Below are 20069 nucleotides of genomic sequence, written 5' to 3' on the forward strand. Positions count from 1 at the left end.
AGGAGAGTTGAGCATTACTCATGATTGAAATGATTAATGCTCAACTCTCTCTCAGCCCCCCTCAATGGCGGCTTCCCGGCCTGCCAGCCCCCGCATGGCGCGGGTTTCATCCACACACCCCTCGTACAAGTCTCAACAACCGTTATAATGGCGGGCTTTGATGAGCTTCCATCGCAACCACTTCGAGAACGAATGACTAACCGAACCGACGCACTCAAGAAGGCGATCAACGAACGCATTCTGTTCCTGGATTGCGGCATGGGGACCAGCATCCAGCAGTATCCCCTGACCGAGGAGGACTTCCGCGGTGACAGGTTCAAAGACTGGGCCAGCGACATCCAGGGCAACAACGACCTACTGTCGCTGACGCGGCCCGACATCATCCGCGAGATCCACGCGGACAACCTCGCGGCCGGCGCCGACATCGTCGAGACCAACACCTTCAGCTCCACCACCATCGCCCAGGCCGACTACGGCATGGAAGAGCTGGTCCACGAGCTGAACGTCGAATCCGCGCGGCTGGCCCGCGAGGCCTGCGACGCCGCGGAGGCCGAGCATCCCGGCTGGCCGCGGTTCGTGGCCGGTGCGCTCGGACCAACCAACCGCACCGCCTCGATCTCCCCGGACGTGAACAATCCCGGCTACCGCAACACCTCCTATGCCGAGCTGCGCCAGGCCTACCTGGAAGCGGCGCGCGGGCTGGTGGAGGGCGGTTCCGATCTCATCCTCATCGAGACCATCTTTGACACGCTGAACTCCAAGGCGGCCATCCACGCCACCGAAGACCTGTTCGACGAGCTGGGCTACCGCCTGCCGGTGATGATCTCCGGCACCATCACCGACGCCTCCGGCCGCACCCTGTCGGGGCAGACCACCGAGGCGTTCTGGAACTCCGTGCGCCACGCCAACCCGTTCACGGTGGGGCTGAACTGCGCCCTGGGCGCGGAGCAGATGCGGCCGTTCGTGGAGGAGATCTCCCGGGTAGCGGACACTTACGTCGCCATCTACCCCAACGCCGGCCTGCCCAACGAGTTCGGCGAGTACGACCAGTCGCCGGAAGAGATGGCGAAGTACGTCAAGGACTTCGCCGAGAGCGGCTTCGTCAACATCATCGGCGGCTGCTGTGGTACCACGCCGGAGCACATCAAGGCGCTGCGCGAGGCCACCAAGGATCTGCCGCCGCGCGAGGTGCCGGAGGTCGAGCCGGCCATGCGCCTGTCCGGCCTGGAGCCGTTCAACGCCGGCGACGACGCCTCGTTCATCAACATCGGCGAGCGCACCAACGTCACCGGCTCGGCGCGGTTCAAGCGCCTGATCAAGGAAGGCGACTACGACACCGCCCTGGAAGTGGCCAAGGACCAGGTGGAGGGCGGTGCGCAGGTCATCGACGTGAACATGGACGAAGGCATGATCGACGCCGTCCAGGCCATGCAGGATTTCCTCAACCTGGTGGCTGCGGAGCCGGACATCGCCAAGGTGCCGATCATGATCGACGCCTCCAACTGGGAAGTGCTGGAGGCCGGCCTGCAGTGCACCCAGGGCAAGGCGGTGGTCAACTCCATCTCCCTGAAGGAAGGTGAAGAGCCGTTCCTGGAACAGGCAGAGAAGCTCAAGCGCTACGGCGCCGCCGTGGTGGTCATGGCCTTTGACGAGGAAGGCCAGGCGGATACCCTGCCCCGGCGCATCGAGATCTGCGAGCGCGCCTACAAGCTGCTGGTGGAAAAGGCCGGGTTCCCCGCCGAGGACATCATCTTCGACCCCAACTGCTTCCCGGTGGCCACCGGCATCGCCGAGCACAACAACTACGGCGTGGACTTCATCGAGGCCACCCGCTGGATCAAGGAGAACCTGCCCTACGCCAAGGTCTCCTGCGGGCTGTCCAACCTGTCGTTCTCGTTCCGCGGCAACAATGCCGTGCGCGAGGCCATGCACTCGGCCTTTCTCTACCACGCCATCAAGGCCGGCCTGGACATGGCCATCGTCAACGCCGGGCAGATCGAGGTCTACGACGACATCGACAAGGAACTGCTCGAGCACGTCGAAGACGTCATCCTCAACCGCCGCGAAGACGCCACCGAGCGCCTGCTGGACCTGGCCGAGAGCTACAAGGATCAGGGCGGCAAGAAGAAGGAAGAGGACCTGGCCTGGCGCGAGCAGCCGGTGGAGAAACGGCTGGAACACGCGCTGGTGAAGGGCATTGTCGACTATGTCGAGGATGACACCGAGGAGGCCCGTCAGGCCTACGAGCGGCCCATCGAGGTGATCGAAGGCCCGCTCATGGACGGCATGAACGTGGTGGGCGACCTGTTCGGTGACGGCAAGATGTTTCTGCCGCAGGTGGTGAAATCCGCCCGGGTCATGAAAAAGGCCGTGGCGGTGCTGCTGCCCTACATCGAGGCCGAGAAGAAGGAGGGCGAGAAGCCCGCCGCGCACATCCTCATGGCCACGGTGAAGGGCGACGTCCACGACATCGGCAAGAACATCGTCGGCGTGGTACTCCAGTGCAACAACTTCAAGGTCACCGACATCGGCGTCATGCAGCCGGCCGAGGTGATCCTGGACACCGCCGAGAAGGAAGACGTGGACATCATCGGCCTCTCCGGGCTGATCACGCCGTCGCTGGAGCAGATGGTGCACGTGGCCAAGGAGATGGAGCGGCGCAAGATGAAGCAGCCCCTGCTCATCGGCGGCGCGACGACGTCGCGCGTGCACACGGCGGTGAAGATCGACCCGCAGTACTCCAACGAAGTCATCTACGTGAAGGACGCCTCCCGGGGCGTGGGCGTGGCCTCCAACCTGCTCAGTGAAACCCGGCGCAAGGAGTACGTGGGCAAGCTCAAGGAAGAGTACGACAAGGTCCGCGAGCAGCACGCCGCACGGCAGAAGAAGCAGAAGTGGGTCGCCATCGACAAGGCGCGGGAGAACCGTACGCCGGTGGACTGGGACGCCTTTGAACCGGTGGCGCCCAAGCAGCTCGGGGTGCAGGTCCTGGACGACTACCCGCTGGACAAGCTGGTCGAATACATCGACTGGACGCCCTTCTTCAAGAGCTGGGAGCTGGCCGGCAGTTACCCCAGGATCCTCGAGGACGAAGTGGTGGGCGAACACGCCACCAAGCTGTTCGAGGATGCCAAGGCCATGCTCAAGCAGATCATCGACGAGAAATGGCTCACGGCCCGGGCCGTGTTCGGCCTGTGGCCGGCCAATGCCGTGGGCGACGATACCGTGCTCTACACGGATGACTCACGCACCGAGGTGCTGACCACCCTGCACCACCTGCGTCAGCAGAACGAAAAGCCCGAGGGCCGCCCCAACCAGGCGCTGTCGGACTACGTGGCGCCGAAGGACAGCGGCAAACCCGACTACATGGGCGCCTTCGCCGTCACCGCCGGCATCGGCATCGACGAGCACATCAAGCGCTTCGAGGCGGACCATGACGACTACAACAGCATCATGGTCAAGGCCCTGGCCGACCGCCTCGCCGAGGCCTTCGCCGAGCATCTGCACGAGCGGGTACGCAAGGAGTACTGGGGCTACCAGCCGGACGAGAAGCTCGCCAACGAGGATCTCATCAAGGAGCGGTACCAGGGCATCCGGCCCGCCGCCGGCTATCCGGCCTGCCCGGACCACACGGAAAAGGATCTGTTGTGGGAGCTACTGGAGCCGGAACAGCGCATCGGCCTGACCCTCACCGAGAGCAAGGCCATGGTGCCGACGGCTGCCGTCAGCGGCATCTACATCGGCCATCCGGAAGCCCGCTACTTCGGCCTGGGCAACATCTACCAGGACCAGGTGGAGGACTACGCCAAGCGCAAGGGCATGTCCAAACGGGAGCTGGAAAGCTGGCTGGCGCCGAACCTCGGGTACGAGGCGGACGACTGAGGCGAGCGGATCAGTCGCCGTTTACAAGGGGGCTGCCGCTGCAGCCCCCTTTTTTTTGAAGGACCTTGGGTTACAGCACACTAGCGGTGCATCAAGATGCACCCTACGCCGGGCTAGGGTATCCGTAGGCTGCATCTTGATGCACCACGCCTAGAGCGCAGACGTTACGGCCCCCGGAAACGCCGCTCGGCGATGCGGTCGGCAACAACCTCCGGCGGCTCCCCCGAGGACTCGGCCTCCCGGAACACTTGGTCCAGCGTCTCCCCGATGGCAAGCACCCGCTCCCGCACCCGCGCGGCGTCATACTCCCCCCACTGGGCGCCGACATCAATGACGCCCCCGGCGTTGATTACGTAATCCGGCGCATAGAGGATGCCGCGGCGGTGCAACTCGCGCCCGTGATCCGGGCCCTGCAGCTGGTTGTTGGCAGCCCCGGCGACGATCCGGGCATGCAATTCCGGCAGGGTATGGTCGTTGATGGCGGCACCCAGGGCGCAGGGTGAGTAGACATCCGCCTTGGCCGCGTGAATGGCGTCGACACTGGCAATCTCCGCGCCGAAGGCATCTCTCGCCTGCTCCACCGGCGCCGGATTGATGTCACTCACCACCAGCCGGGCCCCCGCCTCGTGCAGGTGTGCGGCAAGCCGGTAACCAACGCTGCCCAGGCCCTGGATCGCCACCGTCAGGCCCTGCAGATCCTGCCGTTGCAGGGCGTGCCGCACCGCGGTACGAATACCGGTGAACACGCCCAGCGCCGTCGCCGGGGAGGGATCGCCGGTCAGCACTTCGCCGTCGGGGCCGCGATGCGCCTTCACACCGGTGACAAAGCGTGTGACCTCGGCCAGCGCCTGCAGGTCGTGGACACTGATGCCGGAGTCCTCCGCGGTGATGTAGCAGCCCGCCTGACGCTCGATGAACCGGCCCATGGCCCGCATCAGCTCCGGTGACTTGTGCCGACGCGGATCGCCGATGATCACGGCCTTGCCGCCGCCGTGGGCCAGACCGGCCATGGCGTTCTTGTAGGTCATGCCGCGGGACAGGCGCAGGACATCGGTGACCGCTTCCGCCTCGGAGCCATAGGGCCACATGCGCAGCCCTCCCAGCCCCGGGCCGAGTCGGGTGTTGTGCACGGCGATGATGGCACGCAGTCCGGTGACCGGATCATGGCCGAAACACACCTGTTCGTGACCGTCGTACTCCACGTGCTCGAAGATACTCAAGGCTTAATCGTCCACCAGTTCGTTGTGTACCCGGACTGCCATGTTACGCGGGATGACCCTGCCGCCTCGATGGAGCAACAGGGTCTTGGTGAACGCGGCACCGAACAACAGGATCAGGGACGAGTAATACACCCACAACAGGAGTAGCACCAGTGACCCGGCCGCGCCATAGGCGGAGGCAGGCGCCGCCATGGTCAGGTAGGTAGCGATGAGGTAGCGCCCGAACACGAACAGCAGTGCCGTGACCAGCGCACCCGGGATGACCTCCCGCCAGCTGAGCACCACGTCGGGGAGAATGCGGAAGACCATGGCGAACAACAGCGTAATCAGGGCGATGGACAGTGTGAGCTCGGTCAAACCGACCACGCTGGCGTGCACCGGCAGCCACTCCTCGGCGAACCGGATCACGGCGCGCAACATCACCGTCAGGAGCATCGAGACCAGCATGACGAACCCGATCACCAGCACCACGCTGAACGACAGCAGACGGTTCTTGAGCAGAATCAGCAGCCCGCTCCGGCTCGGGCGTGCCGCCACACCCCAGATGGCATTCAGCGACAGCTGCATCTGCGCAAAGACCGTGGTCGCGCCGATCAGGATGGCGCCGACACCGATGACCGTGGGCAGCCAGCCCGCCTGTTCAAGGCGCGATGCGGCCACCGCCCCTTCCACCGCCTCGGCGGCATCGGCACCGATGGCCCCTTCCAGCTGATCCACGATCTGCCCCTGGGCCGCCTCCGGCCCGAGGACAACACCGATGATGGTGATGGCGATGATCATCACCGGGGCCAGTGAGAACAGGGTGTAGAAAGCCAGCGCCCCCGCGTAGGCAAAGGCATTGCGGTCCAGCCAGAGCTGGACCGCCCCCTTGAACACCTGGAACCACGTCTTCGCTGCTGCTATGACCGGCATGTTGCCTCTTCGTCTCCAGCCACGGCGGCACCGGCGCCGCCGAGCAGCCACGCTTTCAGCCACTCCGCCGCGGCGCTCACCACCAGGTACAGGCAGGGTACCACCAGCAGGGTCAGCACCATGCCCATGAGCAAGCCGCCGATCACCGTCAGCGCCAGGGGCTGCATGATCTCGGTACCCGCCCCCATGCCCACGGCCAGCGGTGTCATGCCCAGCACGGTGGTCAGGGTGGTCATCAGAATGGGTCGGAGTCGCACGCCCCCGGCGGCGATCACCGACCGTGCAAGGCTCAATCCCTGACGACGGCGCCCGATCTCGATGTACTCCAGCAGCAGAATGGCATTGTTCACGACAATGCCGATGAGCAGGATCATGCCGATGAGCACCGGCGCCGAGATCACGGTGCCCGTAGCCCAGAGGATAGCGGTCACGCCGACCAGGGACAGCGGTGCGGCACTGATGATCACCAGCGGATTGCTGAGCCGTTCGTACTGCACCGCCAGCACCACGAACACCAGGAACACGGCCAGGGCGATGACCATGGCCAGCTCCCGGTTGGTCTCCTGGATGGTCTCCCACTGGCCACCGTAAAGCAGACTGTAGTGCTCCGGCAGTTCCAGGCCCTCCAGGCGATTGTCCACCGTCACCATGACGGTGCCTACATCGGTGAGCTCCTGGTTGATGTCGCCCACCACCCGCACGATGCGACTCTGGTTCTCCCGTTCGATGTGGGCGGGCCCCTCGCCCAGAGAGAACTCGGCCACGTCCCGCAGCTGCACGGGCTCGCCGTTGGGCCGGTAAAGCAGCATCTCGCCCAGAGTCTCCTGATCACCCACGGCGTCGTCGGGCAGGCGCACGCGGACGTCGTACTCCTGGTTGCGGGTCATGAACCGGGTGGGCACGGCACCATCCACCACCTGGCGGATGGCCTCGCCCACCTGCGACACCCGCAGCCCATAGTCGGCGGCGCGCTCCCGGTCGACGCGCACGCTCAGCAACGGCGTCGCGTCCTCACGGTTGATTTCCACGCCCTCGAGACCGTGGATGTCCTGGAGGCGGGAGACGATTTCCCGGGCCACCCCCTGCATGGTGTCCAGGTCCTCGCCGACCACCCCGATGGAGAGATCATCCCCACGGGTGGTGAACTGCAGGCCCTGAATGCCCGGCGGGCTCACGGTGATGCGCGCGCCCGGGATATCCAGGGCATCCAGTCGCGATTGCGCCTCGTCCACCCAGATCCCCGCCGGCATATCGGGACGCTGATCCGCCGGTGCCAGCTGTACCGAGCTCCGCGCCGTGCCCGGACGCTCGTTGATCACGCCGCCGCCCAGATGGCCGCCCACAATGGTGAAAACGCTCTCCACGTGGGGCATGTCCTGGATCACCGTTTCCACCCGGCGCTTGGCGGCATCGGTCTCCGACGGCGATGTCCCCGGGGGCAGGTGCAGGCGGACATTGATGTTGCCGTCGTCCACCTGGGGCAGGAACTCGTTGCCCAGGGTGCCGAACACCTGCGTTGCGCCGATGAACAGCGCAGCGGCCAGCCCCAGCACGCCCCAGCGCCAGCGCACGACCCGCGGCATGAACCGCCGGTATCGCCGGCGCAGCCACGCCACCAGGGCATTGAACCCACGCAGCAGGCGGGTCTCGTCCAGGTGGCTGCGGAAGCGAATGCCGCCCAGCAGCGCCGCCAGTGTCGGCACGAGGGTGAGCGCCGCCGCCAGGGTGGCCAGAATGGCGAAGGCAATGGTGAGAATCAGCTCCCGGAACACCAGCGCGGCCATCCCGGTAACGAGCAGGAACGGCAGCACGGCGGCCAGGTTGGTGGCCGTGCCCGCGGTAATGGCGGAGACCACTTCCCGGGCGCCGTCGTGGGCCGCCTGCCGGGGCGACTTGCCCAGCTGGTCGCGGTGCCGGTAGATGTTCTCCAGCATGACGATGCTGTTGTCCAGCAGCAGCCCCACACCCAGGGCGAGCCCGCCGAGGCTCATGAGGTTCAGGGTCAGGCCGCTCACGCCCATGAGGGCGAAGGTCGCCATCAGCGCAATGGGGATGGACAGGCCGATCACGAAGCCCTTGCGCAGACTCCCCAGGAACAGCAGCACCAGGAGCATGGCCAGCGTGCCCCCGAGCACTGCCGCGGTGCCCACGGCAGAGATGGCACCACGAACGAAGTAGGCGGGGTCGCGGGTGGCCTCGAACTCGATGTCCTCCGGCATGAACCCCGACCGGTCCAGGTGTCGCAGGGTGCTGTTGACGCTGTCCACCACGTCAACGGTATTGGCTTCGGGCAGCTTGAACACCGACAACTGCGCCGCGGAGGTGCCGTTCAGCCGCACCAGCACGCGCTGCTCACGATGGCCGTCGCGCACCTCCGCCACTTCGGTGACCGGGATCTGGCGTGCGGCATTGCCCGGCAACGGCAGCAGCACGTTGCGGATGTCATCGGCGGACGTGAACAGGCCGTCGGTCTTGGCCATGACGTCGAAGGTCTCGGAAGTCACCCAGCCGGCGGCGATGTCCACGTTTTCGCCGGCCAGGGCGTCGGCAACATGGCCGAGGCCCATGCCGTAGGAACGCAGCCGCTGCTGGTCGACGATCACCTCCATCTCGCGCACCAGCCCGCCGGCGGCCTCGACCCCGGAGACGCCGTGGATGGCCACGAGCTGGGGCGCCAGCTCGTTCTCCATCCAGTCGCGCACCTCCACCTCGCTGCGTACGGTGGAGCTGAAACCGGCCTGCCAGACCGGATCCTGGGACGGGTCGAACTTGTACAGCCGCGGCGGCTCGATGTCCGGCGGGAGTTGGGTGCGTGCCAGCTCCAGGTGGCGCGAGGCGTCCTGCAGGGCGAGATCCAGGTTGGTGCCGTACTCGAAGTGGAGATTGACGTTGGTGCGGCCCTGTGACGCACGGCTGTCGATGGTCACCAGGTTCTCGGTGGCCGCCAGGTTCTGCTCCAGCACCCGGGTCACCTGCTCCTCCATCACCTCCGGCGCGACCCCGGGATAGTTCACGGTCACGCGGATCTGCGGGTACTCGATGTGGGGCAGCAGGTCCACCGGCAGGCGGTCGATGAAGAACAGCCCCAGCACGAACACCACCGAGGCCAGGGCCAGCGTGCCCACCGGGCGCCGGATGGCGGTATTCGCCAGGCTCCGGCGCTGCGGTTGCCGCTCATCGCTCATGCGGCGTCACCCCCGCCAGCCCACGATGCGCACGGACTGGCCATCGGTCATGTCCAGCGGATTGGTGGCCAGCACCACCTCGCCCTGCTCCAGGCCATCGAGGATTTCCGTCCACTCGCCCCGGGTGACACCGGGCTCGACACCACGACGCCGCAGCTGTTCGTCCTCGACCACGTACACGTACCGGCCGTCGTCATCCTCGCCCAGCGCCCCCGCGGGCACCGCCAGGCTGTCCGGACGACGATCAATGGCCATGCGAACACGGCCCAGGTAGCCCGGCCGCACGCCGCGCTCCGCCGCATCATCCGGGAGGGCGATCTCCACCGTCACCAGCCGACTGTCACTGGCGGCCATGGGAAAGATCCGGCGGATATGCCCCTGGAGCGCCTCGCCGGGCATGGCATCCAGGCGCAGGGGCACCTCCATGCCCTCCTTCAGGTGGGCCACGTCCAGCTCGCTCACGCCGGGGCGCATGACCAGCTCATCCATGGCTGCCAGCTCGAACAGGGTCTGCCGGGCATCCACCGCCTCGCCCGGCTCCACATGACGTGCCGTGACCACCGCATCCCGGGGCGCTTCCACCGCGCCGAACGCGACCCGGCTCTGCCACAGGCGCCGCTCGCTCTCGGCCACCTGCAACAGGGCCTCGTCCCGCTGCAGGGCGGCGGCGCTGGCCACCCCCTGATCACGCAGCTCGCGGGTGCGCTGGTACTGCCGGCGGGCGTCGTCTTCCTGGGCGCGGGCGCGGTCGAGTTCGGCCTGTTCCTCCGAGACATCCAGGCGCGCCAGCACGTCGCCGGCACCCACGGCATCCCCCACCTCCGGTCGCACCTCGTCCAGGGTGCCATCGGCACGGCTCGCCAGGCGGATGCGAACCCGCGGCTCCACCGTGGCCGACACCGACAGCTGACGTGAGAGGTCCCGGGGCTGGATCTCCACGGCGGCAATGGCCGTGCCGTGGTCCTCCACGGCGCCGCCGCCGTCGTCGCCGTCACCTTCCACGCACGCAGCCAGAAGCAGCGCGAGCACAACGGCGGCGGGCCACAGAAACAATGCCGAACAGCGTCCCGGAAACATGCAGAGTGCGCTCTCCCGCGCGGTCAGATCATGAGGCCCGCCATGCCCGGGCAGGGCACGAATCCTCCCGTGGACGCCTAGGCCCGGCCTTCAGTCCAGCACATCCACGGGTTCATCCTCCAGCAACTGCTGCACGTCCACGCGGGTGAGCTCCGGCTGACCGAGCTCATGGAGATCGTTGACCCGGATCATGCTCTGGATCTCGTCCACGTAGGCCTGCCCGCGCTCGGAGTAGCGCTCCAGTCCCTCCGCCAGGCGCAGGCCCGACAATCCCTCGTTCCCGGCGCGCTGCTGCGCGCGCATCTGGCGGAGATCGCTGTAGGCGTTGCCGACGTTGATGGTGTAGAGGTAGTTGCGAACCGAGGCGCGCAGATTCGGGAACACGCGCACGAAGTGCGTAGCCCCGGCAGCCCGTTGCTCGGGCACGATGCCCCGTTCCTCGTGCCAGGTCCAGACGCCGAAGAGGTTGTTGGCCTCGCGGGTGAAGCGGGACTGCCCCCAGCCGCTCTCGTTGGCCGCCTGGGCCAGGGCCATGCTCGGGGGCACGGCGTCCACCCGCCGCAGCAGTTCCTCCCGGAACGCGGCATCGTTGACGTCTCCCTCCACCCGGAAGCGCGCGCCCAGGGTCTCCAGCAACCGCTCCTCGCGGGAGTCCTCTGCCACGGCGCCGTCGGCATAGGCCTCGCCAATGGCGGAGCGGGTCTCCAGCATGATCTGGTTCTCCGCCACGATCAGCGGCAGCAGGGTGCGGAAGAACAGGGACTTGCGCTCGTCCACGCTGAGCTCACCCAGGGGCGGGAAGGCGCCCACGGACAGTGCCGGCAGGCTGTCGCCCGGCGGCCAGTCGTAGTCGAACACGGCGAACACGCGCTGGAGCTCCGCTGCCGACTCGGCCCGAAGCTCCACCATGGGCGGCAGGATATCCTGGCGCTCGCCGTAGGTGATATCGGCGGGCAGCTCCGGAATGTCCTCGGGCAGTTCCTCGTCCCGGTCCACCAGCGCAGCGGGCGACGGGGTTTCCTCTGTCTGCAGCAACGCCCAGCCGGCAACGGCCAGCACCACTACCGCACCCACGCCCACCATTGCCACCAGCCGTAACCGCCGCGACTGCCATAGTGAAGCGCCGGTGGTCTCTGTCTCGCTCATGCGTGTCCACTCCTCTGTCTCTCGCCCCTCAGGGCAGGCGTCCCGCCGGAGTTCGTCGGCTACGACCGCCCGCCAAGGGTGACCATCACGTGCCGGCGCTCGCCGTCACGCAACACGATCAACTCGGCCCGGTCGCCGGGCCGGGTGGCCTCCAGGGTCGCCAGCAGTTCGGCGACATCGGTCACGGGCTGGCCGTTGACTTCCAGCAACACATCACCGCCCTGAGGCACCCGGTGCGGCCCGAAACGCACAGTGCGCCGGGCATCACCCCCACGCAGGCCGGCGGCTTCTGCATGACTGCCCGGGACGACATCGGTAATCAGAATGCCGCGATTGACCGGCACGCCGCCGGCTGCGGCAAGGCGCGGCGTCAGAGCCACACCCTGAATCGCAATCCATCCCCGGCGCACACCCCCCTCGGCGAGGATCTGCGACACAATGCGGTCGACCGCATCCGCCGGGATGGCCATGCCGATCCCCACGCTACCATGGGACGGTGAAATCATCATGGTATTGACCCCCACCACGCGGCCCCGGGAGTCCAGCAGCGGCCCGCCGGAGTTGCCCGGATTGATGGCTGCGTCGGTCTGGATCAGGTCACGCATGATGAAGCCGGACGGAATCCGTACCGGCCGGTTCAATGCGGAAACCACGCCGCTGGTGAGGGTGCCCTCCAGGCCGAAGGGATTGCCCAGGGCGAATACGTCCTGCCCCACCTGCAGGTGCGCGCTGTTGCCCCTGGGCAGCGCGGTCAGGCGGCGCCCCTGGGGATCAAAGCGAAGCACCGCCAGGTCCAGCTCGGGATCGGTTCCCACGACGGTGGCGCGATAGTGACTGCCATCATGGAGCGTCACGATCAGCCGCTGGCCACCCTGGACCACATGGTGATTGGTCACCACGGTGCCCTCCTGATCGATGATGAAACCACTGCCGGTGCCACCCCCTGGCAGCACACCGCCGAAGCGGGTGCGGAAGGCGCTGAGCGAGGTGATATTGACCACGCCGCGGATACTGTCGCGGTACAACCGCACCGCCCCGAGTTCCGCATCACCCAGGCCCTCGGTGCGCAACTCCGGCATGTCCGGCTCCACCGGCACACCCTCGGTGAACGGGATCCGCACCTGATCCAGCAGGTCGGGGGCCGGCGTGGTCTCCGGTCCGGACGCGCACCCGGCCACGGACAGCAGCACCAGGCAGCACGACAGCAATCGACAACGAGCGCGAACCGGCATGGGCACGACTTCCCTCCTGGTGTCCAGTCACCCTGATATACGGACGGCCTATGCAGGACCGCCGACGCTGCAGGGTTCGTTACAATGGCACGATAAAGCCATGAACAGTCACAAGGACAGCCCGATGACCCCCGAAAGCCCCACCGGTGACCTGATGCTGCGCACCCTTGCCATGCCGGCGGACACGAACCCCTCCGGGGACATCTTCGGCGGCTGGCTGCTGTCACAGATGGACGTGGGCGGCAGCCTGCTTGCAGCCGAGCACGCAGGCAGCAGGGTGGCCACCGTGGCCGTTGAATCCATGAAGTTCCACCTGCCCGTGTACGTGGGCGACGTGCTCTGCTGTTACGCCACCCTGCACCGGGTGGGACGCACTTCCATGACGGTGGAAGTGCAGGCCTGGGTACTGCGCGGCGGCGGCGCCAGGGAGCGGCTGCTGGTGACCGACGGGCTGTTTACCTACGTGGCCATGGACGATCAGGGGCTGCCACGGCCGGTTCCGCCATTGGCAACCAGACACCTCGAAACCTGAGGGGTTCCCGACCATGGCAGTCACCATTGACACCGTACGGCAGGCCGCAGCGGCGATCCGCGACGGCATCCAGCGGACTCGCTGCGATCGCTCGCACACACTTTCGAGCATGACCGGCTGCGAGCTCTATCTCAAGTTCGAGAACCACCAGTTCACCGCCGCGTTCAAGGAGCGCGGCGCGCTGAACCGGCTGCTGGCCCTGTCGCCGGAGGAGCGTGAACGCGGCGTGATCGCCATGTCGGCGGGCAATCACGCCCAGGCGCTGGCCTACCACGCCCAGCGCCTGGGGATTCGCGCCGTCATTGTCATGCCCCGCCACACACCGAACCTCAAGGTCACCAATACCCGGCGATTCGGCGCCGAGGTGCACCTGCACGGCAACGGTGTCGCCGAGGCGGGCAGCTACGCGGAGGAGCTTGCGGCAAAGCACGGCTACGTGTTCGTGCATCCCTACGACGACGAGCATGTCATCGCCGGCCAGGGCACCGTTGCCCTGGAGATGCTGACCGAGGTTCCCGGTCTGGACACGCTGGTGGTTCCGGTCGGCGGCGGCGGCCTGATCGGCGGCATGGCCGTGGCGGCACGCGCCATCAATCCCGACATCGAGATCGTCGGCGTGCAGACGGAGCGCTTTCCGGCCATGCAGCAGGCGATCGCCGGCGCGACCATCGCCACCGGGCCGCCCACCATCGCCGAAGGCATTGCCGTGAAGGTCCCGGGCACTCTTACCCTGCCGCTGGTGCGCGATCTGGTCTCCGAGATCCTGCTGGTGGACGAGCCGGACCTGGAACAGGCCATCCTGCTGCTGCTGGAAATCGAGAAAACGGTGGCGGAAGGTGCCGGCGCCGCCGGCCTGGCCGCCCTGCTCGCTCACCCGGAACGGTTCCGCGGGCGGCGGGTGGGCCTGGTCCTGTGCGGCGGGAACATCGACCTGCTGGCCCTGTCGTCGGTGATTCAGCGCGGTCTGGTGCGCACCCAGCGTGTCGTCCGCGTGCGCGTGGGCACCCCGGACGTGCCCGGTGCACTGGCCGACCTTACCCGCGTGCTGGCGGACCACAACGCCGGCATCATCCAGATCGCTCATCAGCGACAGTTCACCGACCTGCCCCTGCGGGCGGTGGAAGTGGAGGTCACCCTGGAAACCCTGGGCGACGACCATCTGGCAGAGGTGCTTGCCGCCCTGCGTGACAACGGCTACGACCCGGTACTCCCGGATGTCTCCGACCTGCACCCGGTGGAACGCCGGAGCACCACGTGAGTTCGTCGACGTTCCGGCACCGGGCGCGACGTGGCCGACTGCTGCCGAGACTTGCGGCGGTGCTGGCCATCTTCACCGCCATCTTCGCCAGCAACGTACCCACCCCCCTGTACGCCGTCTGGCAGGCGGAGTGGGGGTTCTCCGGCACGGCGCTCACGGCGGTGTTCTCGGTGTACGTCATCGGCGTGATCGGTGCTCTGCTCACCGTTGGGCCTCTGTCCGACCTGGCCGGCCGACGCCAGGTGCTGGTGCCCGGCCTGGTATGCATGGTGATCGCTGCGCTGCTGTTCGCGGTGGCCACGGACATCGCATGGCTCGGCACCGGCCGGCTGCTTACGGGGATCGGCACCGGCATCGTGACCGGCACCGCCACCGCGGCCCTGGTGGAACTGGACCCGGACAAGAACTGGGCGCACTCCGCGGCCATCTCCGCACTCACCCTCACCGCCGGCGCCACCGCCGGGCCATTGGTGAGTTCCGCCATGCTGCGACTGGACTTCTGGCCACTGGTAACCCCGTTCCTGCTGGTGGCAGCCCTGGCAGTCACCAGCATCGTGTTGCTGGTCAAGGTCCGCTGGCCACGCCGGGTGGGGCAGCGCAAGGCCGGCTTTCGCCTGCGTCACTGGCGGCCCGCACGCCTGTCGGTGCCGCGGGAGATCCTCGGGAGTTTCGCCCTGGCTGGCGGTGCCATGTGTCTGGCCTGGTCCACCGGCAGTCTGTACGCCTCGCTGGGGCCGTCCCTGGCCACCGAACTGGTGGGCATCGACGACCGCGCCCTGGCCGGCCTGTACGCCGCGGCATTCCAGTTCGTCGCCGGCGTGGGACAGTTCACGGCCCGCCGCCAGCACCCGGCACGGCTGCTGTTCACGGGGCCCTGGATCCTGGGCGCCGGCATGGTCATCTGTGTTGCCGGCATCGTACTCACCTCGCCCTGGATCTTTGCCCTGGGAACGGTGACCACCGCGTTCGGCGCCGGCGTCACCGCCATGGGGGCGGTGGCCACCATCAGTCGCGAGGCCCCCGCCGACCGGCGTGGCGAAGTGGTGTCGAGTTTCTACGTGCTGGCGTATCTGACCATGGCGACGGTGGTCCTGGGCGTCGGCTCCAGCAGCGACTGGATCGGCCTGGAGCCCACCATGATCACCCTTGGTGGCCTTACCCTGATCGCCGCGGGTATCGTGGTCATCGTCGGAGTACGCAGCGGGCGCGCGTGGTTCACCCCGAGTCCCCGCGATCCCGGCAACCGTTCCCGTTAACGCTGAACAGGCGAGGAGCCGCACATGCAATACCTGCACACCATGGTACGGGTCAGCGATCTGGACGAGTCCCTAGACTTCTACTGCAACAAACTCGGCCTGGTGGAAATCAGCCGCAGGGAGGTGGAAGCCGGACGTTTCACGCTGGTGTTCCTGGCGGCCCCGGAGGACGAGGAGCGGGCACGGCGGGACCGGGCGCCCATGGTGGAACTCACCTGGAACTGGGATCCGGAGGAGTACAGCGGCGGCCGCAATTTCGGCCACCTGGCCTACCGGGTCAAGGACATCTACGCGCTGTGCCGGTCCCTGATGGACGCCGGCATCACCATCAACCGCCCGCCCCGGGACGGCCGCATGGCGTTCATCCGTTCCCCGGACGGCATCTCCATCGAACTGCTGCAGGAAGGCGACCCGCTGCCGGAGCAGGAACCGTGGAAGTCCATGGAGAACACCGGGACCTGGTGATCGCCGCCCCCTGTAGCAGCGACGTCAGTCGCGACCGATTCCAGAGGTTCTGGAACGGGTCGCGGCTTGCGCCGCTCCTACAGGGGTTGCGGGTCAATCACTTGCGGGTGGGATCCTCACTGACCTGCACCAGCAGCTTGCCAAAGTTCTTGCCAGTGAGCAGGCCCTGGAACGCGGATACGGCGTTCTCCAGCCCGTCGACGATATCCTCGCGGTGGCGGATGGTGCCGTCCTTCACCAGGGGCGCGACGGTCTTGAAGAACTCGCGGCGGCGGTCGGCATGATCGAACTGGATAAAACCGCGGACGCTGAGGCGCTTGGTCAGTATCTGCCGCATGAACGCCGGCAGCAGGTTCGGACCCTCGGGCGTCTCCGTGTCGTTGTAGTGGGCAATGATGCCGCACACCGGCACCCGGGCGAACTCGTTGAACAGCGGCAGCACCGCCTGCTGCACCTTGCCGCCCACGTTTTCCCAGTACACGTCCACGCCGTTGGGACAGGCCGCGGCCAGGTCGTCCTCGAAGGTGGGCGAGCGGTGATCAACGCAGGCATCGAAGCCCATTTCCTCGGTCACGAAACGGCACTTCTCCGGGCCACCGGCAACACCCACGGCGCGACAACCCCAGTGGCGCGCCAGCTGACCGACCACCTGGCCCACGGCGCCGCTGGCGGCGGACACCACCACGGTCTCGCCGGCCTGGGGCCGGCCGTGCTCCACCATGCCCACGTAGGCGGTGAAGCCGGGCATGCCGAGCACACCCACGGCGGTACTGATCGGGGCATCCTCCGGGTTGAGGCGCTTGAGACCCTTCGGGTCCACGGCGGCATACGTCTGCCAGCCGGTGTGTGCCAGAGCGATATCGCCGGCCTGCCAGTCCGGGTGGCGTGACTCCACCACCTCGCAGACCGTACCGCCTTCCATGACGCTACCCACCTCCACGGACTGGGCGTAGGACTTGGCCGCACTCATGCGGCTGCGCATGTACGGATCCAGGGACAAGTAGATGGTGCGCAGCAGGACCTGGCCGTCCTGGGCCTCGGGCATGGATCCCTCCTCCAGGCGCAGATCGTTCTCGTCAGGCATGCCTTCCGGACGCTGCGCCAGGATGATGCGTTGATTACCGGCCATTCGATTCTCCTCCATTCGGGTTGGCGAACGTCCGCAAGGGTAACAGGCAGCGACGATTTGCGGGCGGCCGGAACACTGACCGCACGGATTGACATGGATCAAACCGGAACCGGGTGTTTCCGTGCTGTACTCGGTGTCCCTGACAGCCCTCCGAGGATGGACCATTGGACTACGGCATCGAGGACCTGATCATTCCCGTGGACGGCTCCGACCACGCGGAAGCGGCCGTACGATTCGCGGTACGACTCAGCCGGGCCACGGGCGCGGAGCTCCACCTGGCACACGCGTTCCCGGGTTCCGTGCAGGCGCTCATGGAGCGCATCGGCACCCAGCCGGGCCACACCAGCTCCGAGCGCATGACCGCGGAAGCCTTCGAGGCACTGCGCAACGGGAGCGCCCGCCGTGCGCTGCAGCGCGCGCGCCAGCAGCTCGAGCCGGACCAGACCGCCAGCGAACATGTCCTCGACGGCGATCCGGCAGAGGCAATCAGCGCGTTCGTCGGCGACGGTCATGGGGTTCAGGTGGTCATGGGCCGGCGCGGCCTCGGCCGCGTGCGCGAACTCCTGGTGGGCAGCGTCAGTGAACGCGTGATCCACCGCGTACCCGGCCCGGTCACCGTGGTCACCGCTGGCCATGACGGCGGCGAGACGGACGACGGTCACGCGGAACCCCTGGTGGTGCCGGTGGACGGTTCGGACTCCGCCTGCCGCGCCGCCGCCCATGCCGCCACCGTGGCCCGCTGCACCGGCGCCCGGATCCACCTTCTGCACGCATTCCCGGGCTCGCCCCAGGAAGTGCCGCTGCTCTCCGGTGACCTCGGCGGCAGTGCCGATGTCGGCCCCTTCGCCGAAGAAGCCTTTGCGCAATTGGGGGACGACTCCGCGCGGGAAGCGTTCGACTCAGCGAGGGACACCATGGCGGACACCGGCGCAACCGGCCTGGATATCGTCGAAGTGCGCCGTCGCGGCGAACCGGCGCATGCCGTACTGGACTACTTGCGGGAAATCGGCCCGGCGGAGATCATCATCGGCCGCCGCGGACTCGGACGCGTGCAGGAGCTGCTGGTGGGCAGCGTAAGCCAGAAACTCCTCCACGGCGCCCGCTGCCCGGTGACGGTGATCGGCTGACGGCGTTCGCCGGGACCTGGCAGCAGGCGGCGCTCTCCCCGGGAAGCAAGCAGCCGCGTCATCGCGGGATGCTTGCACAGCCCATGGATTCGAATCAGCATGCATCGACGGTGCTCAGCGGTTCGGTTGCCGTTGCGACCGGGACCGCCCTGGACTGGAGATCACGTGCTGCTGTACTACCTGGATCTCGCCGGAGTGGCCGTTTTTGCCGCCAGCGGCGTACTTGCCACCCGGGACCGCGACCTGGACCTGTTCGGGGTGATCATCGTCGCCACCTTCACCGCCATCGGTGGTGGCACCCTGCGGGACCTGCTGCTCGGACACCACCCGATCTTCTGGGTGGTCAATCACTGGTACCTGGTCACCATCGTCGCCTCCGCCCTGGCGACGGTGGTGTATCTTTCTCTCCGCCCGCCGCCGGGGGTGCTTTTCCTGGTGGCGGATGCCTTCGGGCTGGCCATATTCGCCATGTCCGGCGCCAAGCTGGCGCTGGAGGCGGGGCATTCCCCCCTGATCGTGATCATCATGGGCACCATGACCGGTGTCATGGGCGGCATGTTGCGGGATATGATCACGGCCCGTATCCCGCTTGTACTGCAGAAGGAGATCTACGCCACCGCAGCCATTACGGGGATCGTTACCTACCTGGTCCTGCACGCGCTCCAGGTTCCCGAGACGCTGGCATTCTCGTTGGGCGTGGTGGTAGTGATCGGGCTTCGCGTTCTGGCGATACGGTGGGGCCTGAATCTGCCATCCGTGCCGAGAGCGAGGCGATAATCCAGGCGGGACCCTGCCAGTAGGCATACGTAACGACATGGCGCCGCCGCTCGCGGACACGGGCGTTCATCCAGTGATCCTTCCGGGGAGCCGGGCGCCCACGCCAACCCGTCCCTACTGAGCATCATCCAGACGCCGCCACAGATACCGCCCGAACCACCAGGCTGCCAGCACCAGAAGCGCGGTGACCACCAGCGCCCAGAAAGCCTCGGCGGCGGTCGGCATACGCTCGAACTGCAGCAGGATCTGCGTGAGGATCATGATCACCAGCGTCGACGGAAAGAGTCCGGCGGCGGTGCCCAGCAGGAAATGATGCCAACGAAGCCGGCTGGCACCGGCCACAACATTGATCATGGTATGAGGAAGCACCGGGAACAAATTGACCACAATCACCCCGACCGCCCCTCGCTGCGCGAACGCGCGATCCAGTCGTTCCACCTTCGGGCTCGCGTACCTCTCCAGGATCTCGCGGCCGTAGAGCGTACCGACCAGATAACCGGGCAGGGAGCCCACGACCGTCGCCGCATAAGCCACGGCAAAACCCTGCAAAGCCCCTAGCAGGATCACCGTGAGAGCCACCAGAAGCAGGTAGGGCACGGCCAGTTGCTGCGCTATGACGACGATGACGAAGATCAGCCAGGGAAACCAGGCGGCGTCGGCGAAACGCTGACCCAGGGCCTGGAGACCTTCGGCCTGCCAGCCCTCCCCCGGGGACAGAAAGGTCCACAGGACGGCCAGCACCACAACGGCGCCCAGTAGCCCCAGCACCAGATATGGACGGTTACGCACACGCACGAGGACACCACCGACATTCAGGGGTCATAGGCCACCGAGGGCAGGGGATCGACACCTGCCCTGTCCTGATTCCCAG

Annotated in this window: 15 protein-coding genes; 7 read left to right on the forward strand and 8 right to left on the reverse strand. The window is 67.0% G+C overall.

Annotation, left to right across the window (positions count from 1 at the left end; all coding sequences use genetic code 11):
- Positions 1-192: 192 nt before the first annotated feature.
- Positions 193-3882: a methionine synthase gene (gene metH, locus KU884_RS14760; RefSeq protein ID WP_167783339.1), complete on the forward strand. Its 3690-nt coding sequence runs from the start codon at positions 193-195 to the stop codon at positions 3880-3882.
- A 164-nt stretch (positions 3883-4046) separates the two neighbouring features.
- On the opposite strand, the gene KU884_RS14765 is transcribed toward metH, so the two are convergent.
- From KU884_RS14765 to KU884_RS14790, 6 genes are all read right to left on the reverse strand, one after another.
- Positions 4047-5102: a Glu/Leu/Phe/Val dehydrogenase gene (locus KU884_RS14765; RefSeq protein ID WP_167783340.1), complete on the reverse strand. Its 1056-nt coding sequence runs from the start codon at positions 5100-5102 to the stop codon at positions 4047-4049.
- 3 nt (positions 5103-5105) lie between these two features.
- Positions 5106-6014 (reverse strand): YihY/virulence factor BrkB family protein, encoded by a 909-nt coding sequence (locus tag KU884_RS14770; protein WP_167783341.1) that lies wholly within the window; start codon positions 6012-6014, stop codon positions 5106-5108.
- Positions 6002-9199 (reverse strand): efflux RND transporter permease subunit, encoded by a 3198-nt coding sequence (locus KU884_RS14775; RefSeq protein WP_167783342.1) that lies wholly within the window; start codon positions 9197-9199, stop codon positions 6002-6004. Before KU884_RS14775 ends, KU884_RS14770 begins: the two co-directional genes overlap by 13 nt.
- 6 nt (positions 9200-9205) lie before the next feature.
- Complete coding sequence (locus KU884_RS14780) at positions 9206-10276, reverse strand: efflux RND transporter periplasmic adaptor subunit (RefSeq protein ID WP_167783343.1); 1071 nt, start codon at positions 10274-10276, stop codon at positions 9206-9208.
- Positions 10277-10366: 90 nt separating this feature from the next.
- Positions 10367-11422: a glucosaminidase domain-containing protein gene (locus tag KU884_RS14785; RefSeq protein ID WP_167783344.1), complete on the reverse strand. Its 1056-nt coding sequence runs from the start codon at positions 11420-11422 to the stop codon at positions 10367-10369.
- A 59-nt stretch (positions 11423-11481) separates the two neighbouring features.
- Positions 11482-12654 carry a S1C family serine protease gene (locus KU884_RS14790; protein WP_254432269.1) on the reverse strand — a complete coding sequence of 391 codons (1173 nt, stop codon included), beginning with the start codon at positions 12652-12654 and terminating at the stop codon, positions 11482-11484.
- 100 nt (positions 12655-12754) lie between these two features.
- On the opposite strand from KU884_RS14790, the gene KU884_RS14795 reads away from it, so the two are divergent.
- From KU884_RS14795 to KU884_RS14810, 4 genes are read left to right on the forward strand one after another with little or no spacing between them, the layout of a single operon-like run.
- The gene (locus KU884_RS14795) at positions 12755-13186 is read left to right on the forward strand and encodes an acyl-CoA thioesterase (protein WP_167783346.1); all 432 of its coding nucleotides are present in this window, start codon (positions 12755-12757) and stop codon (positions 13184-13186) included.
- Positions 13187-13199: 13 nt separating this feature from the next.
- On the forward strand, positions 13200-14444 hold the full coding sequence (locus KU884_RS14800) for a threonine ammonia-lyase (protein WP_167783347.1): 1245 nt from the start codon (positions 13200-13202) through the stop codon (positions 14442-14444).
- Positions 14441-15700 (forward strand): MFS transporter, encoded by a 1260-nt coding sequence (locus tag KU884_RS14805; RefSeq protein WP_167783348.1) that lies wholly within the window; start codon positions 14441-14443, stop codon positions 15698-15700. The genes KU884_RS14800 and KU884_RS14805 overlap by 4 nt, the downstream gene beginning before the upstream one ends.
- Positions 15701-15724: 24 nt before the next feature.
- On the forward strand, positions 15725-16165 hold the full coding sequence (locus KU884_RS14810; RefSeq protein ID WP_167783349.1) for a VOC family protein: 441 nt from the start codon (positions 15725-15727) through the stop codon (positions 16163-16165).
- A gap of 97 nt (positions 16166-16262) precedes the next feature.
- Here KU884_RS14810 and KU884_RS14815 read toward each other — a convergent pair whose 3' ends face one another.
- The gene (locus KU884_RS14815) at positions 16263-17294 is read right to left on the reverse strand and encodes an NADP-dependent oxidoreductase (RefSeq protein ID WP_254432072.1); all 1032 of its coding nucleotides are present in this window, start codon (positions 17292-17294) and stop codon (positions 16263-16265) included.
- Positions 17295-17458: 164 nt separating this feature from the next.
- Here KU884_RS14815 and KU884_RS14820 point away from each other — a divergent pair, with 164 nt between their 5' ends.
- Together KU884_RS14820 and KU884_RS14825 are read left to right on the forward strand one after the other, a co-directional pair.
- Positions 17459-18421 carry a universal stress protein gene (locus tag KU884_RS14820; protein ID WP_167783351.1) on the forward strand — a complete coding sequence of 321 codons (963 nt, stop codon included), beginning with the start codon at positions 17459-17461 and terminating at the stop codon, positions 18419-18421.
- A 165-nt stretch (positions 18422-18586) separates the two neighbouring features.
- Entirely contained in the window at positions 18587-19198 is a 612-nt protein-coding gene (locus KU884_RS14825; RefSeq protein ID WP_167783352.1) for a trimeric intracellular cation channel family protein, read from the forward strand.
- A gap of 114 nt (positions 19199-19312) precedes the next feature.
- Here KU884_RS14825 and KU884_RS14830 read toward each other — a convergent pair whose 3' ends face one another.
- Positions 19313-19987 (reverse strand): TVP38/TMEM64 family protein, encoded by a 675-nt coding sequence (locus tag KU884_RS14830; RefSeq protein WP_167783353.1) that lies wholly within the window; start codon positions 19985-19987, stop codon positions 19313-19315.
- Positions 19988-20069: the final 82 nt, after the last annotated feature.

It is taken from the genome of Aquisalimonas sp. 2447 (genome assembly GCF_012044895.1).
Classification (GTDB): domain Bacteria; phylum Pseudomonadota; class Gammaproteobacteria; order Nitrococcales; family Aquisalimonadaceae; genus Aquisalimonas.